Genomic DNA, 18,317 nt, shown 5'->3' on the forward strand with positions numbered 1-18,317 from the left:
AAGTTTTTTTGAATTTGTTACCAAACAAACGTTCCAACAGAACCAGCTTCTAACGAAACTGCAACCCATTTTGCATTGTACTTGATATTAAATACTGCCGGTGTTGCTCCGTCATTTTCAACGATTAGGACTTTTTTCCCTTCGGGTGTTTTAAAGGCAACATTGTATAAGCTTCCTGATTGTGTTGAGGCAATTCTAACTGAACCTGCCGGTACAAATTTTGAAGCATGGGCAATAATATAATAGCCTACGTTTCTCTCGTAGCTAAAATTCCCCGTTACTGTAATAGCACCTTTACAAGTGGTGCAACCGCCATTTGTATGAGGTCCGAATGTGGCGTCGTTGGCCAAATTCCACTCAAGAGCGGTTTTACTCCAGTTTCGCATTGAGCCAATAATCACATTTTTCAAATGCCATTTCAAATCTCCGTCAAAACTTCCGGTTGAGGCAGTATATTGCTCTGTGAAGTATAAATTTTTTGCTGGAAATGCATTGCGAACAGTCGTTAAAGCAGAAATATCTCCTGCATATAAATGAAAGGCAGAACCATCAATAAAAGCATTGGCTCCAGAATCTGATAATACAGTCATTGGATATTGAGGATTGTCACAATTATGATCATAGGCAACAATCTTAGTGGTAATTCCAGCAGCTTGAAATGCAGGTCCTAAATTATTTTTTATAAAAGCGGCTTGTTCTGTGGCCAACATCAATAAACTTGGATTATTTCCGGGATGTAAGGGTTCATTTTGAGGCGTTACAGCATCTATGCGAATTCCTTCTGCTTGCATTGCTTGTATATATTTTACAAAATATTGAGCATAAACACCATAATATTGCGGTAATAAACTTCCGCCTATGGAACTTCCATTGTCTTTCATCCAAACTGGTGGTGACCATGGTGTAGCCATGATTTTGATATTGGGATTGATTTGCAGAATATCTTTAAGCATTTGGATTAATTGCGCATCCGGAGCAAGACTGAAATTGGTCAGATTTACATCAGTTTGTCCGGCAGGCATATCATCATAAGTGAAAACCGTGCTGTTCAAATCAGAAGCACCAATGCTAATTCTCAAATAATTTACCGAAATGGAGTTGATGGAAGAACCAAAAAGTTCTTGTAAAAGTTCTTGCCTTTTGGAAACAGACAATTGATTCATTACCTGAACGCTTCCGCCGGTTAAAGTATAGCCAAAGCCGTCAACAGTTTGGAAAGTTTGAGTATCATTTACTTCAATATTCGGATAAACATTATTATTATTGTTGAATCCGAGTATTGCAGTTTGCTTTTCTAACTTAACTGTACCGTTGCCTTTGGTAAGCCAAAAACTGACATCATTAGTTATAGGTGTTGGATCGGGATCCGGACTTGAAGCATCCGATGATTGAGCACAACTGGTTAAAAAACCTAGGATTGAGGCAAAGAAAAAAATCTTTATTTTATTAAATTTTATCATTATTTATGGTGAAATTTTTTACTCCTTTAACTTTATGTAAGAGTTTGTTTTTTTGGGGTTAAGTATGTTTTAATAAAAACTATACTGTGAGGCAATTGGTTTCTAATTGAGACTTTGAGACTGTAAATTGTTGTTTTAAGATTGAAGTAAAATAGTCCAATACAGCTTCTATTAAACAGCTAATAGAAGCTATGAATGGACATCTAATCTAACTTAAACAAAATATTAATGATAAACATGAACATAGTCAACTTCAAGTGTGGCTGAAGTGAAATTCGGATCGACTGCGCCGCCAAAATTTCCACCCATAGCACAATTGAAAATAAAGAAAAAAGGCTTGTTGAATGGTAGATTGCTATTGTTGTTAAAGGTGTAAAACAATACGTTATCCACATAAAACTTAATGTTTGTAGCAGACCATTCACAAGAATAAATATGAAACTGAGTAGTTGCATCGCTAATGACTACACTGCCGCCATCAGCATTTCCACCTGAATGACCCGGATGGTGTAAAGTACCATAGATTCTGTTGAGATTATTACCCACATGTTCCATAATATCAATTTCACCACAACCCGGCCAAGGGTTTGTATTTATATCAGAACCTAGCATCCAAAGGGCTGGCCAAGTACCACCACCTGCAGGAAGTTTTGCTCTGATATCTACTCTTCCATATTGAAATTCATATTTGTTTTTGGTAACAATTCTGGCAGAAGTATAATTACTTCCGTTGTATGATTCTTTGATAAGCTTAATTTTTAAAACACCATTTTGAACGGTAACATTCTCAGGTCTGTTGGTATAATGTTGTAATTCATTATTACCCCAACCTCCGGCGCCGGTTTCAAAAGTCCATTTTGAACTGTCTGGTGGACCATCAGTATTAAACTCGTCACTCCAAGCCAATGTAGTTGTAACAAAAACTGTTATTACTACTGAGGTTGAAATAAATTGAGCACCATTATAAGCAGAAACATAAATTGTATAGCTATTAGTTCCTGATTGGGTGAATGTATGACTGAATACACCTGTTGTTGTGTTTATAACATCGGTACCAATTAAAATTTTATAGGATGTAGCATTATCAGCCGAAACTGTAAAATTGACGACACCACTTCCGTCTCCATTTGGATTAGAGGCGTTTGCTCCAACTATCACAGAATTAACGACTAAGTTTGTTGGCAATGTATTTTCTTCACCATCACTTCCGCCACTACTACAACTGATAAACAACAATGTAAACACAGCTAAAAGGCTAAATAAAAAACCAGTCCTTTTCAACGCAAGATTATACTTCAAAATGATACTTTTAAAAATTAATAAAAAAATGCAACTGATAAACCAACAGGAGTTAAATCAAATACAACTCCTGTTGGCTATTAATAAATTAAAGTGCTGGTATCAGTTTAAGATACCAAGCGTTTCCTGTTTCGGTACCTTGAACTCTCAAATACATATAGTTTTCTGTAATAACCATTATCTCATATTCTTTTTGCAAAGCACCATATCCGATAAATGTTGTGCTACCGGATAACATGATACTTGTTTGCGTCGAAGGTGTTTCCGCAGGGATTGATGTACTTGCAGGAATGAATGAGAACGGAGTTGTTCCACCACCATAACTATAACAACCTTCATCGCCAGAGCCAGGAATTCCCGGTATTGAGGCTAAAGAACCCGTTTTAGTAAAGGCACCATCAGGTGTTGAGGATTGAATGGTAAATGAATTGGAAGCTACCACTTTTGTAAAAGTAAAAGTAGAAGTGTAAAAACAATTACAACAAACCACTTTCTCATCAATAGCGGCAGTCCACCATACCGGAGTAACTTCTCCTAACCATGGTCCAACACCTAAATGTCCCGGAACGCTTTTATCAACTTTCCAAGTTTTAGAGGAATCATTAGTCAAATAAGTAACAATTGACGGTTCCGGAGCAAAAGTACTAATCACTTCTACTTCTGTCGTTGCAGTGGTTGAAGTTCCTCCTCTTCCATAAGCTACTACAGTAATACGGTACGTATGTAAACCAAGAGAAGTGAATTTTTTAGTGGTAGAACCTGTTGGCATACCACCTGTAATTGTACTTGGTAAACTAACATATTCAACAGCACTTGTTAAATCGGTAACATCATTGTATCCTATTTTGAATGACATAGCATCATCTGCAGTTACGGTTATGTTAACTTTTCCTGAACCATCACCATTAGGATTAGCTCCGTTTTGTCCTACAATATCGGTCTGAATAACCAAACCTGAAGGAGCAGTTAATTCTCCTAAAGAATAGTCGTCCTTTTGACATCCTGTAAAAAGAGATGCAACACAAAGGAAAACCACTGACAAATATTTAAAATTGTTTTTCATAGTATTTCTAATTTGATTGTCTAACATTATCTATATAAATAACTTCACCTACACCATCGGCGATATCGTTGTAACGGAAAACCAATTGGTTAAAAGTAGTTCCGGCAGGAATTCCAGCAGGTCCGAAATCAAATACAAGTTCTTCCCATTGGTTGGCCACTGTAGAAGCTACTTTTAAAATTTGATTAGGCACTCCATTTGATCCTTGCTCGATTTCAACATTTAACATTTTTCCAACTTCCGTTGAATACACTAAAACTTTAATTTTGTTACCGTTGTCGATGTTTATTGGAGTTCCATTAGGCGTTGCCAATGGAGTCCATGTTCCACTCCAAGAAGCGGCACCTGTTGGTTTAGTATATTTCCAAACATTGGCACTAGAATTTAAACCTCCCGGAAATGGATTAGCCACTACAGCTACTCCAACACCACCAAAAGTTCCGCCTATACCATAATTTTGTATTGGACTATCATAAGTGATTGGAAGTGTAAAGGGTGCAAAAACAGTGATTGGATAAGTTGCCGTTGTTGTAGCAGCGCCACCACTTAAAGCTGTAATTGTCATAGTGTATACACCCGGAGCATAAGTATGTGCCGGAGCTGTAAATGTTCCACCAAGTGTACCTGACATTACCGTTGGGGCTTCTCCTACTCCTCCATCTCCCCAAGTAACTAACATTCCATTGGCAAAATTAGCTGTCGCCGTTAATGTCAATGTTGTTCCTGCAAAATTTTGTGTAGCATTAATATCCGTTGGTGCAACATAAGTCATCTGTAAAGGATAGGTATTGGTGGTTTGGTTACCGGCAATATCAAAAGAGACTATAGTAACCGTGTAACTTCCTTCCGGATAACTGTGTGTAGTACTTTGTCCCGGATATAAAGTAATTTCTCCCGAACTTCCGTGACCTAGTGTAACAACTGATTTTGAAACACCTTCTCCTAAAGGAGTAATTTTAACGCGTCCTGAATTATCAGCACTTATATCAAATATTCTATCAAAATTAGCTGATCCGGCAGAATTTAACGATGATAAATCCGAATCAATTCCATCTGGAACGCTACAACTGGTAACTGCCAATAATGAGAAAATTGCAAAACTTAAAATTATTTTTTTCATAATATTTTAATAAATAGGGTTTTGAACTAATTGAGTACCTTCTAATTCTCTTGCCGGAATGGGTAGGATTTCATTTTTCCCTGCCACAAACCCTCTGCTAGCCAATACAGTTGGCGCATCACCCCAACGTACTAAATCAAACCATCGGTGTCCTTCACCTGCTAATTCTCTTCTTCTTTCGTTTTTGATAGCCGTTAAAGATACCGGAACTGATCCTAAACCAACTCTGCCTCTAACTGCATCTAATAAAGCTTGAGCTCTTGCACCAGTCGCCCCTAAAGCTTCTGCTTCCATTAGATAAGTATCCGCCAATCGGATTGCGTAAGTGTTTTGTTTGAAATTCAAAACTGCATCACCGGGACCTGAATAAACATCTGATTGTTTAGGCATGAACTTGTTAAGGAAATAGCCTGTATCTTGATAAGCACCAATGTAATCCGCATGTCCAGCTTGTTTTAGTGCTTTCAAATCTAATATTGTAGCATTAAATCTTGGATCGCCTTGCATGAAAGTATAAAAGTCTTCTGTGAAAACATTGAAACTCCATCCTGATGGAAGATCAGGAGCGAATGCTGGATTTAATCTCACATAACTTCTTGGACCTACCATTTGATTTACGGTATTTCCTTCATCTTGATTTCCTCCCCAAGTTCCCCAAGAAGAGCCTTGAGCAGAATGAGAAACTTCTAATACTGACTCAGAATTGAATCTGTTAGAAAAGTTCCACAAGTCATTGAAATTAGCTACTAAACTATAACCATATTGGCTTGTTCCTCCCGGAGTTCCGTTAACTTGAGCCAACTCAGCAGCAGCCTGAGAATTCTTACCTTGGTACAAATATACTTTACCGAGAATGGCACGTGCTGAACCTTGGGTTAAACGGCCACCATCACTGGAAACGTTTACGGTTACCGGCAAATTTGCGATAGATTCTGTGATATCTAATTCAATCTGAGCGTAAACATCAGCCGGAGCTGCTTGGGTAACTGAATAAAACTGAGATGCAGAAAGCGGTTCCAAAATCAAAGGAACATTTTTAAACATTCTCACCAAGTTGAAGTAATAGAATGCTCTTAATACTCTGGCCTCAGCGGCATATCTTGCTTTAGTAGCATCAGGCATTGGTACATTCGGTAATTTTACCAACAAAAGATTGGCTCTGTAAATTCCTCTGTAATAATCACTAAAATAACTGTCCGGTACAGTATTGGTATTGATTGTATAATTTGAAAATGATTGTATACCGGCACCATCTGATGAGTTACCACCGCCAGCATAATGATCATCTGATCCTGCATTAAACATGGTTATCATATTTTCGAAACCACCGGAATTTTTCCTCATCAAATCATATACTGAAACCAAACCACTGAAAGCTTCTGCTTCGTTTTGGTAATAATTGCTTTCAACTTCCAATCCCTTTGGATCAACCTCTAAATCTTCTGTACTACAAGAGGCAAACGTCAAGGATGCTAATGTTGCTATTGCTAAAATTTTTATGTTATTTTTCATATTTTTTTAATATTTAGAATTGTAAGTTAGCTCCAAACATGATAGAACGTGCTTGCGGATAGTATCCTCTGTCTAATCCAAAAACATCTCCTCCAATTTCAGGATCATAACCTGTGTATTTTGTCAAAGTAAATAAGTTTTCAGCTGTTACATATAAACGTACCTTTTGTAAACCTGCTTTACTAACAATTGTAGAAGGTAAAGAATAACCAAACTGAACGATTTTAAATCTTAAATAATCTCCATCCTCTAAATAAAAATCAGACATATTTGTGAAGTTTCCATTCGCATCACTGGTTGATAATCTTGGATATGAGTTTGAAGTTCCTTCACCTGTCCATCTGCTCAAAGCTTCGGTTGAGTAGTTTCCGTTAGCTACATCCAAACGACGTAAACCTTGGAAAATTTTGTTTCCTGCTGCTCCTTGAGCAAAAACCATAAAATCAAAACCTTTATAATCCAAATTTAAAGTAAATCCGAAAGTTACTTTTGGTAATGGACTTCCCAAGAATTTTTTATCATCCGCAGTTATACTTCCGTCACCATTAACATCTTTCCATCTGAAATCACCCGGAACTGCACCTGGCTGAATTAAACCTCCCGATGAGTTAGTGTAAGAATTGATTTCTTCTTGATTTTGAAAGATTCCCATAGTTTGGTATCCATAGAAAGTATTATAGGCATGACCAACTTGTGTTCTGGTCACAGCTCCCATAGATTGGAATCCAGGACCTGCATAGAAATCAACATTTGTCCCCAAATTTGTGATTTCATTTCTTACCGTTGCAAAGTTAGCATTGGCTGAAATATTGAATTCATTGATTGATTTTCTGTATCCCAATTCGAATTCAAAACCTGAATTTTCCATATCTGCAATATTTGCAAATGGTGGTGCTTCAGCACCTATATAGCCTGGAATTTGGTTGTCTCTTAAAATTCCTGATGTTTCCTTGTTATACCATTCAACAGTTAAAGTGAAATCATTTAAAATTTTGGCATCAAAACCAATGTTTGTCAAAGTAGTTTCCTCCCATTTTAAATCAGGGTTTGAAATCCTTCCCGGACTTGAACCCGGTGTTACCGCTCCAGAATTTCCGAAAGTATAGTTACGTGATCCTCCAATAAGTGCTAAATAAGAAAAATTATCAAACACATCATTACCGGTAACTCCATATCCACCTCTTATCTTCAAAGTGTTCAAGATTTTGTTTTCTTTCCAGAAATCTTCTTTAGTAAGAACCCAACCTGCTGATAAAGAAGGGAAAATTCCGTACTTATTATTGGCACCAAATTGAGAAGAACCGTCTCTTCTAATCAGTCCTGTAAACAAATATTTTTCTTTATAATCGTAAGTTAAACGGGCAAATAATGAAGAGGTTATTTTTGGGGCGACGTCATAGGCATAACCAATTTTGTTATCTTGTATTACAGTATCATCATTAAAAGATGCTTCACTAAAACTATTAGTTGATAAACCAAAATGAGTAGCACTTGTTACCTTGTAAAACTCATTGTCCTTGTAAAACCCTTGTCCCAATAATGCTGAGAAAGTATGATTATCAATCACTTTGTCATAAATAACTGTATTTTCAATATTCCAATTGAAAGCTCTGTTTTCCACTCTTGAAATGTTATTCAATGTAGTATTGTTGACTGTTGGACTCAAATAGTATAATGGTGTAAATCCTTGTCCACCCCAATAAGCAAGCTTTGCTCCCATGGCCGTTTTGAATTTTAATCCTTTCATTGGTTTCACTTCTGCGAAAACATTTCCAATAAAATCGTCTGACCAGTTGTATTGACCTTGTCTGGTTTTGGCATAAGCCAATGGATTAGTCATTTCTTGTCCAACAACAGGTGAAATTCCATAAGGATTCCCATCTGCATCTCTGATTACGTATGGATTAGTATAGGCTATTCCATTAGCTAAAATTGGATCTGTTTCAATAATAGGTGTGGTTGGATCTAAGTGAATAGCTGAACTCAAAGGTCCTCCGTATTCACTATTCGTATTTCCAATTCCAACTGATTTTTGATGAGTATAAGCAATAGTCTGACCAACAGTAAGCCAGTCTTTAACTTTATGAGTAGTATTTAAACGGATGTTTTTCTTTTGATAACTAGAAATTTCCGGCATCACAATTCCTTCCTGATTTTGAGTTCCAAAAGAAAAGTAATAATTTGACACTTCACCGCCTCCACTCAAACTTAACTCGTGTGAATAACGTCTCGCATTATCATTAAAAATAGCTTTTTGCCAATCAGTTCCTTTCCCAAGCGAACCTAAATCCGGGTAAGGAACATTTCCTGTTCCGCCACCATTTAAATAACGCTCATTCATAATAGCGCCATATTGGGTCGCATTTAACAAACTTAAAGTTCTTTCAGGAGAAGAAATACCTTCGAATCCATTATAAGATACTGTCATTTTTCCGGATTTTCCTTTTTTAGTGGTAACCAAAATTACTCCCGCTGCAGATCTGGCTCCATAAATAGCAGAAGCGGCATCTTTTAATACCTCAATCGACTCGATGTCGGATTGATTGATTGCCCCTAAAGCTCCCGGATCAACAATTACACCGTCTACTACCCAAATAGGATTGTTTCCTCCATTCAAAGTAGTAATACCTCTAACTCGAACCGTAGATCCTGCTCCTGGTTGACCTGCATTCATAGCAATAGTTACACCGGCTGTTCTTCCTTGAAGCGATTGTTCAATCCTTCCATTAGGTACTTTTTCCAAATCTTTAGCTGTTACTTTGGAGATAGCGCCTGTAACAACACTTTTCTTTTGTGTACCATACCCAACGTTGATCACAACTTCATCTAAGTTGTTGCTTTCTTCGGTAAGTTCAACTTTCATGTCACCATCAGTTATGGTAACTTCTTTAGTTGCATAGCCTATAAATGACACAACTAGTTTTGTAACATTAGCAGGGACATTAATGGAAAATTTACCATCAATATCTGTAGAAGTTTCTACCGTTGTTCCTTTAGCTGCGACATTGGCTCCCGGTAAAGGGAAGCCTCCGGAATTAACACTTCCGGTGACTGTTTTTTGAGCCTGGGCTGATACAATAAAGACAAAAAACATAGAAAATAGGAAAAGATTTTTCCTAGTTCTTTCAGAAAATAGCTTTAAATTCATAAGCGATTAATATTATATTGGTTTTGGTTAATTTTTTAAGACACTTTTTATGCCTTGTTAAGATGTTGTTAAATTATTTATTTAAAAAATACGATATGCATTATCAACCACAACAAAAAATATACATAATGAAATTTAAAGCAATCATAATTATGAATTTGACAAAACAGTCAATAAAACCGAATAAAACAAAAAGGTAACTATACAAAATAGTTCCAAAAAAAAGATTGAAAGTAGTTTACGAAAAGGTTGTTGTAAAGGTAATGTTGTGGTGTTTTAACTAAAACTTGTATAGTTATACACTTAAAATGTAGTTCGCCAACCCATCGTCATGTAATAAATTGAGTTTTTTACGCAAACGATATCGTTTTATCTCGACACTTCGAATCGAAATATTTAACATTGGCGCAATCTCTTTTGAGGATAAATTGAGCCTTAAATAAGCACATAATTTCAAATCACTAGGTGTCAAGCTCGGATGAGCGGCTTTTATCTTTTTAAGGAAGTCTTTATCTGCATTATCAAACGCTTCTTTGAAAACATTCCAAGAATCATCCTCAGTAATATTTCTGTTAATCGTTGATATCACTGACTTTATATTTCTGCCGCTATTTTCTTCTGATGATTTTTTCAAATCTTCTTTGATGATATTCAATAACTCATTTTTCTTGATTAAACTCATAGTAGATACAGCCAGTTCCCTATTTTTAGCATCAACATCCTGTGAAAGTTGCTCATTTCTGAGTTTCATTAACTGTTGCTCATTTTCTAAAGCGGCTATTTCCAACAATAAATTGTTTTCCTCAATTAATTTTTCTTCTTGTTTACGGTAGTAATTTCTATAGGCTTTGTTGATGTAATATGCCATAGTGATAAACAGTAATAAATAAACTAACCAAGCCAAATTGGTCGCATACCAAGGCTTTAAAATAGTAAACTTATATTCAACGATATTTCCGGGTAAAGAATTGGCTATCTTGGCCCTTACTTTAAAAGTATAATCTCCAGGTTCTAAATTTTTAAAATTGATGCTAGACTTGGCGCTCCATTCACTCCATTGTCCTTGCTGTCCTTCTAACATATATTGATATTCAACATCAATAAAACGGTTGTATTGCGGAACAGTGTAATTAAAAATGAGGTTGTTTTCATCATGCGATAATTCACCAACTTCTGAAATGGACAAGTTTACAAGAGGTTGGCTCAATTTATTTACACTTACCTCAGTCAGTATAATATTGTGCGTTTTGACTCTGAAATCCGAAAGGTTAATGATAAAATAACCGTCCGTTTTACCAACAAAATATTCATTATCAGATATTTGAGTGATGTTTTCATAACCAATCATCGGATTAGTTATAGAAAAAGGAATAGAGATTTTATGCTTTTTTAAGCCTTTGTCAAAATTTCCTGAAGTGAAATAATAAATGTAATTTTTAGTAAAAAACCACATTTTGTTAGACTTATCAACATTTAACTTTCCGGAAATATACTCGTTATTCTTAAGGATACTACTCAAATTATGATCCTTTTCAAAGGAACCGGTTTTAGCGTTAAGTCTAAAAATACCGCTTCTTCCTGCATAATATATAGTCCCATTATATTTGGCCAAACTGATGTGCTTGCCTTTACTCGGTGATTTTAACACCTCAAATTTCTTGGCTTTTGAAAAATCTGCATTGGCGGTAACTTTTATGATGCCTTTATATTCGTGTCCAACGTAAATCTCGTTTTTATTGTCTACTTCGAAATAGCGTGAGGAAATATCAAAACCTTCAATTTTATTGCGAAAAGCCCAACTGCCGTTTTTCTTCTCTAAAACAGAAATCCCATTATAATTCCCTTGCAACATTATATTTGGCCGATTGGGTAAACTATTGAATTTCCATGTTCCTGATTGCTTGTAAATTAAACTTATACCGGTCTGACCAATTAAGAATGTTCCTAAATCATGTCCGCAAAACAATTGATTATCATACTCAAATAGCGTCCAAACCTGACCTTTAGTTCCATTAACTAGACTGAAACCTTCATTGGTTAAAGCACTTTTGGAAAACAACCCTTGATTGGTTCCAACATAAATTTTATCTTTAAATTTAATTGAAGCATAAACAGTTCCTAAGAATCCCGAGTCGTCTTTGTAGCTTTTGATAGGAGATTGCAAGTTGATACAATCAATTCCATTGTCTAATCCTAACCATAAATTATTATCATCATCTTCATTAATCGATAAAATAGTATTGTTACTCAAACCACTGTTCTGCGTGATGTGATAGCGAGTTTTTCCTTGCTTATCAAGTATGAAAATTCCGTTTGAAATCGTCCCCAAAGCAAAACCACCATCAGACAACATTTTGGCACAAAAAATAGAATTTGGTTTTAACTCGCTCTCAGATTCAAAGTAAAAAGGTGTCAGAATCTTATCTTCCAATTTAAAAACGCCTGCTCTTTCTGTTTGAAACAACAATCCGTCTTTATGCTTGTAAACTTCAACAATCCTGTTGGTTTTAATTCTGTCATCATCACAAACCAAGACACTTTTGCCATTGACTACCTCATAAAAACCTTCTCCTACAGCCTGAAAATAAATAGAATTATTGATTTTATAACATCTGAAAATATAAGGATGATTGTCTATAAACTGAAAACTACCGTCTTTTGAATTGTAAACATAAATACGGTTAAAAGATTGAAATAAAACCCAATGATCTAAGTTGATAATGTTCCAAAAATGCTCATCTTCTATGAGTTTACTTTTAATTTTTTGACTTAATGAATTGTATTTTAAAGTACCGTTAGCTTGTCGTTTCCAAAAACCAAACTCCATATAACAACCGCTGTAAATTTTATCCCCAACCACTTTTACAGAACGTATAATTGTTTCGTTAGGAGATGGATATAGCGACCAGTTTGAACCATTGAATTCTAACAAACCTTCATTGTTGGCAAAATAAACAAACTGATTATTATCCTGCGTAACCATCCAGTTTTGATTTCCTGCACCATAAACCGTTGAGCCATATTTTACAATGGGTGGTAATTCTTGAGCTGTAAGTTGTGAAATGAACAACAATACAATTAAAATGGCATTAAAAAACGATTGGAAAAAACGCATAAACTTAGTTTGGTTGTTATGAATAGGTAAAAATATCGTTTCATTTTTAATTCATCAATATAAAAAAACAAAAAAATGTAATTCCATTGGTATCATTTCCAAGATGAGAAATGATTACCTTTGCAAACATTCCTTTTTAGCCATGAAAAGTACAGAAATTGCTACGTTAGAACCAAAGAAAAATATCCTGATTAAAGGCGCACAAATCCATAATCTAAAGAATTTGGATGTGGTCATTCCGCGCAATGAATTGGTCGTCATCACCGGACTCTCCGGGTCAGGAAAATCAAGTTTGGCTTTTGACACCTTATACGCCGAAGGACAACGTCGCTATGTAGAAAGTTTATCTTCCTACGCACGTCAATTTTTGGGTCGTTTAGACAAACCTAAAGTTGAATATATCAAAGGCATTGCTCCGGCTATTGCTATTGAACAAAAAGTAAATACAACTAATGCACGTTCAACCGTTGGCACTTCTACTGAAATCTATGATTACTTAAAATTACTTTTTGCTCGAATCGGGAAGACATTCTCCCCAATTTCAGGCAATGAAGTAAAGAAAGATACTGTTTCTGATGTCGTTATCGCGGTTAAAGAATTTGATTTAGACACCAAATGGTTGCTTCTTTCCCCTATTCATTTAGAAGAAGGAAGACAATTGGAAGACAAATTAAAAGTTTTACTTCAACAAGGTTTTGCTCGTATTTTAGTCAATAACGAAATGGTGCGTTTGGATGAAATCGACCAACATTCGCTAGACAATAAAGACATTTTACTGATCATTGACCGAATTGTATTCAATTCCGAAACTGCAGCAGATGAAGACTTCTACAATCGCTTGGCAGATGCTGTACAAACCGCTTTCTTTGAAGGCAAAGGCATTTGTTACCTACAAGAATTGGACACCAAAAAACGATTGGAATTTAGTGCCAATTTTGAATTAGACGGCATTACTTTTTTAGAGCCTAATATTCATTTATTCAGTTTCAACAATCCTTATGGCGCTTGCCCAACTTGTGAAGGTTACGGCAATATCATTGGAATAGATGAAGAATTGGTGATTCCGAATACCTCACTTTCTGTTTATGAAAATGCTGTTTATCCTTGGCGTGGCGAAAGTATGAGTTGGTATCGCGATCAATTGGTCAACAATGCTTATAAATTTGATTTCCCGATCCACAATCCTTACTTCGAGTTAACAGAAGAACAAAAAGACTTGATTTGGAAAGGCAACAAACTCTTTACGGGTTTAGATGATTTCTTTAAAGAACTCGAAGAGAAAAATTATAAAATCCAAAACCGTGTGATGCTATCTCGTTACCGCGGTAAAACCAAGTGCAACACTTGTAAAGGAAAAAGATTAAGAAAAGAAGCTAATTACATCACTGTTGGCGGCAAAACCATATCAGAATTGGTCGATATGTCGATTAAAAGATTGATTCCTTTCTTTAACGAATTAAATCTTTCAGAATATGATGCCAAAGTCGCTAAACGCCTTTTAATAGAAATCAATAACCGATTGGCTTTCTTGAGCGATGTTGGTTTGGATTACCTGACGCTAAACAGAAACTCTGCTTCACTTTCCGGCGGTGAATCACAACGCATCAATCTTGCGACTTCATTAGGGAGTAGTTTGGTAGGTTCTATGTATATTTTGGATGAACCCAGTATTGGTTTACACCCGAAAGACACTGAGAGATTAATCAAAGTGTTGAAAAATCTTCGTGATTTAGGCAATACCGTAATCGTTGTCGAACATGATGAAGATATTATGAAAGCTGCAGACAGAATTATCGATATTGGTCCGGAAGCCGGAACTTTTGGTGGTGAATTGGTTGCCGAAGGAACATTTGATGAAATATTACAAGCGGATTCTTTGACAGCTAAATATTTAAATGGACAATTGGAAATTTCAGTACCAAAAAAACGCAGAAAATCGAACAACTTTATTGAAATCAAAGGCGCAAGAGAAAACAACTTGCAAAATGTTGACGTCACTTTCCCCTTAGAAAGCCTAACGGTAATCACCGGAGTTTCCGGCAGCGGAAAAAGTACGTTAGTGAAGAAAATATTGTTTCCGGCGATGCAAAAGAAATTAGAAGGCATTGGAGATAAAGCCGGACAATTTACCGAAATGACCGGAAGCTTTTCACATATAAAACACATCGAATACGTTGACCAAAACCCTATCGGTAGAAGTTCGCGTTCGAATCCGGTGACTTATATCAAAGCTTACGACGATATCCGTGATTTGTATGCCAAAGAAAAACTATCAAAAGTGCGCGGTTATCAAGCCAAACATTTTTCTTTCAATGTTGACGGCGGAAGATGTGAAACCTGTAAAGGCGAAGGCTCTATCAATGTAGAAATGGTATTTATGGCAGATGTTTCTTTGCCTTGTGATACTTGTGGCGGAAAACGTTTTAAAAAAGAAGTGTTGGAAGTCGCTTTTGAAGGCAAAAATATTGATGACATTTTAACAATGACCATTGATGATGCGATTATGTTTTTTTCGGAAAACAAACAGACTAAAATCACTCAAAAACTACAACCGTTACAAGATGTTGGTTTGGGTTATGTACAATTAGGACAATCGTCTTCTACACTTTCAGGCGGAGAAGCGCAACGTATCAAACTGGCTTCATTCCTAGTAAAAGGCGTAACCAAAGAAAAAGCGTTATTCGTATTTGACGAACCAACAACCGGTTTGCATTTCCACGACATTAAAAAGCTTTTGGCTTCGTTTGATGCGTTGATTGAAAAAGGCCATTCGATTATCGTCATAGAGCACAATTTAGATTTAATCAAATGTGCCGATTGGATTATCGATTTAGGTCCCGAAGGTGGCGAAACTGGTGGCCAATTGTTAGCGGTCGGAACACCGGAAGAGATTGTAAAAAATAAAAAGTCAATCACGGCACAATACCTAAAAGACAAATTATAAAAAAAGCCTTCCGATGGGAAGGCTTTTTTTATTGAATAATGACTTTCTTAGTAATACGATTAGTTGCGGTTTCTAAAACGCCAAGGTAAATACCACTGCTTAAATCACTCACATCAATGGTTTCTATTAAACCGGTATCCGTAAAAAATTGGTTCAGAACTGTTTTACCATGAATGTCAATTATGGAAAAAGTATAATTGGCATCATTTAAATTCCCTTTATTGATATTGAGAATACTTTTAGAAGGGTTTGGAAAAAAACTAACCTGAGCATCTTCATTAAAATACTGATTATCTAAAGCGGAAGCATTGGCTATTGCAAAATGCATAGTGGCACCAATAGCAGCTTTTCCAACATTAAAGCAAAATTCCGGATCCATATTAGCCAAATTATCTGATGGTGTATGCGGATGAGAAGAGATATTGGTTTCATAAAAACCGGTAATGATTTCTCCATTATTCTCAAACGGAATGTAATCCGTAGCTTCGGCAAAATTAATCCAAGTATTTAGCGGAGAATATAAAGCGACACAAGTAGCCAACTCTTCAGTAATTACTGCTGATGCGGCATTATTAGCCATTGGCAAAGACTCATCAACATCACAGGTAATGGTATCATTTATTTCTCCGGCAACACCACCCACTTCATCTATGTTAAACACCACGCGAATATCCATTTTGGGAGTGGTTGCATTTACCACATTGGTTACAAAATGTTGGCTTCCTCTCAAACCATCTTCTTCACCACTAAAATTGATAAACTTTATCGAATACTCCGTTGGAATATTTTGAAGCAAACGAGCAATCTCTAATATAATAGCCGTTCCACTACCATTATCATTCGTTCCTGTACCAGAAATAGTGTCATAATGTCCGCAAACAATTACGTAAGTGTTAGGATATAAAGAGCCTACTTTGGTAAGAACAAGGTTTTTACAAGTAAATCCCGAATAAGAATAGGTATCTTCTTCCATTTGAGAAGCCGTGTAGCCGTAACTTAAGTATTGGCTTTTCAACCAATCCAACGTATTTTGTAAGGCTGCTGTTCCTCTTCGTTTCACTCCTAGATTCTGAAACTCGGTCAATCTCGCCGTTATATTAGCTTGTGTTGATTGATTAACCACTGCGTCATAACTTGGTATATATTCTTGTGAATATGCAACGGTTAGTGATAAAAATAATAATAGGATAATCTGAAATCTAAATTTCATTACAATAGTTTTTATTTTTTTAGAGGTATTATTCGATAACTATTTTCTTGGCGATTCTATTATTGGCAGTTTGCAATACTGCTAAATACATCCCTTTAGATAAACCATTCAAAGAAATACTTTCTAACAAATTAGGGTTTTTAACTTCACGGCTAAGTACAACTTTACCTTGTAAGTCAATTAAAGAAAAAGAATAATGAGTGTCGGTTAAAGTACCTAAATTGATATTCAAAATATCTTTCGCCGGACTTGGGTAAAAACTCACTTGATTATCATTGACAAACTCATCAGCGTCAAGTGTGGCTGTTGAAGCTACTGCAAAATGAAGCATCGCACCAGTAGCAGCTTTGGCTATATTATATACATATTCAGGATCCATATTGACTAACAAATCACTTGATGTATGACGGTGTGGTGTTTCATTTTTTTCAAAAAAACCGGTGATCACTTCGTTGTTTTCTTCAAACGGCATATAATCAGAAGCATAGGCATAAGACAAATGAGTATTCAAAGAAGAATAAAGTTGGGTACAAGTAATCAATTCATTGGTAATAGTATTGGAAACCGCATTATTGGAGGTTGGACTTCCGGTATCCCTTTCGCAAGTAACGGTATCATTGATCATATCAGCTCTTCCTCCTACTTCATCTATATTGAATACCAGTTTAATGTCCATTTTAGGATTAGTAGCATTGACCACTGTAGAAACAAAGTTTTGACTTCCAACCAAACCATCTTCTTCTCCACTGAAATTAATAAACTTTATAGAGTATTCTGTTGGAATATTTTGCAACAAACGAGCGACTTCAAAAATAGTAACTACACCACTTCCGTTGTCATTAGTTCCTTTTCCAGTTATGGTATCGTAATGGCCACATATAATGACAAACGTATTAGGATAAAGGGTTCCGACTTTGGTTACCACCAAATTTTTACAAGTAGTCGAACCATTGGTAAAACTGTATTCCTGCAATTGTGAAGCGGTATATCCATAACTTAAATATTCTGCTTTTAACCAGTCAAGTGTGTTTTGCAAAGAGGCAGTTCCTCTTCTTTTGACCCCAAGGCTTTCGAATTCAGTTAAATTGTCTAATACATTGGCTTCTGAAACTTGGTCAACTATAGTACCGTAATAAGGAATATAAGTTTGGCCATGACCTTTTGACAATAAAAACAAAAAGGATAATGAAAATAGTAGGTTTTTCATTGAAATTTTAATAGAATAAAGTTCTTTAGTTTACAAATTCGTCAGCAAATGTACTAATTTTTTAAACATATTCAAACGAAGAACAATAAAAGACAATGCCTTTTTCGGATTCTTAAACACCTGTAATACTGAATCTTATCTCGTCTTAACCAAACCTTAAGAATTTATTTACGGGCTTTGGCACATGTATTGGAATGTACCAAACAACAGCAATAATAACTGTTCGAAGACGCTGAAAA

10 protein-coding genes are annotated in these 18,317 nt (G+C 35.8%); 1 reads left to right on the forward strand and 9 read right to left on the reverse strand.

Going from position 1 to position 18,317, the window contains the following annotated elements; all coding sequences use genetic code 11:
- Window positions 1-17: 17 nt before the first annotated feature.
- The 7 genes from B3C16_RS00195 to B3C16_RS00225 form a co-directional block, all read right to left on the reverse strand.
- Window positions 18-1,460: a glycoside hydrolase family 30 protein gene (locus tag B3C16_RS00195; protein ID WP_121313822.1), complete on the reverse strand. Its 1,443-nt coding sequence runs from the start codon at window positions 1,458-1,460 to the stop codon at window positions 18-20.
- Window positions 1,461-1,685: 225 nt separating this feature from the next.
- Window positions 1,686-2,759 carry a glycoside hydrolase family 16 protein gene (locus B3C16_RS00200; RefSeq protein WP_233549785.1) on the reverse strand — a complete coding sequence of 358 codons (1,074 nt, stop codon included), beginning with the start codon at window positions 2,757-2,759 and terminating at the stop codon, window positions 1,686-1,688.
- 88 nt (window positions 2,760-2,847) lie between these two features.
- Window positions 2,848-3,822, reverse strand: a complete 975-nt coding sequence (locus tag B3C16_RS00205; protein ID WP_147406844.1) for a hypothetical protein — start codon at window positions 3,820-3,822, stop codon at window positions 2,848-2,850.
- A gap of 7 nt (window positions 3,823-3,829) precedes the next feature.
- Entirely contained in the window at window positions 3,830-4,942 is a 1,113-nt protein-coding gene (locus B3C16_RS00210) for a hypothetical protein (RefSeq protein WP_121313825.1), read from the reverse strand.
- 6 nt (window positions 4,943-4,948) lie between these two features.
- Window positions 4,949-6,454 (reverse strand): RagB/SusD family nutrient uptake outer membrane protein, encoded by a 1,506-nt coding sequence (locus B3C16_RS00215; protein WP_291127362.1) that lies wholly within the window; start codon window positions 6,452-6,454, stop codon window positions 4,949-4,951.
- Window positions 6,455-6,467: 13 nt separating this feature from the next.
- Window positions 6,468-9,602: a SusC/RagA family TonB-linked outer membrane protein gene (locus B3C16_RS00220; protein ID WP_291127364.1), complete on the reverse strand. Its 3,135-nt coding sequence runs from the start codon at window positions 9,600-9,602 to the stop codon at window positions 6,468-6,470.
- A 295-nt stretch (window positions 9,603-9,897) separates the two neighbouring features.
- Complete coding sequence (locus tag B3C16_RS00225; RefSeq protein WP_291127366.1) at window positions 9,898-12,717, reverse strand: triple tyrosine motif-containing protein; 2,820 nt, start codon at window positions 12,715-12,717, stop codon at window positions 9,898-9,900.
- A 142-nt stretch (window positions 12,718-12,859) separates the two neighbouring features.
- Here B3C16_RS00225 and uvrA point away from each other — a divergent pair, with 142 nt between their 5' ends.
- On the forward strand, window positions 12,860-15,661 hold the full coding sequence (gene uvrA / locus B3C16_RS00230; RefSeq protein WP_291127369.1) for an excinuclease ABC subunit UvrA: 2,802 nt from the start codon (window positions 12,860-12,862) through the stop codon (window positions 15,659-15,661).
- A gap of 28 nt (window positions 15,662-15,689) precedes the next feature.
- Here the strand turns inward: uvrA and B3C16_RS00235 are convergent, their stop codons facing one another.
- Window positions 15,690-16,871: a M28 family peptidase gene (locus B3C16_RS00235; RefSeq protein ID WP_291127372.1), complete on the reverse strand. Its 1,182-nt coding sequence runs from the start codon at window positions 16,869-16,871 to the stop codon at window positions 15,690-15,692.
- Window positions 16,872-16,899: 28 nt separating this feature from the next.
- On the reverse strand, window positions 16,900-18,078 hold the full coding sequence (locus B3C16_RS00240) for a M28 family peptidase (RefSeq protein WP_291127375.1): 1,179 nt from the start codon (window positions 18,076-18,078) through the stop codon (window positions 16,900-16,902).
- Window positions 18,079-18,317: the final 239 nt, after the last annotated feature.

This window comes from Flavobacterium sp. UBA7682 (assembly GCF_002482945.1).
Classification (GTDB): domain Bacteria; phylum Bacteroidota; class Bacteroidia; order Flavobacteriales; family Flavobacteriaceae; genus Flavobacterium.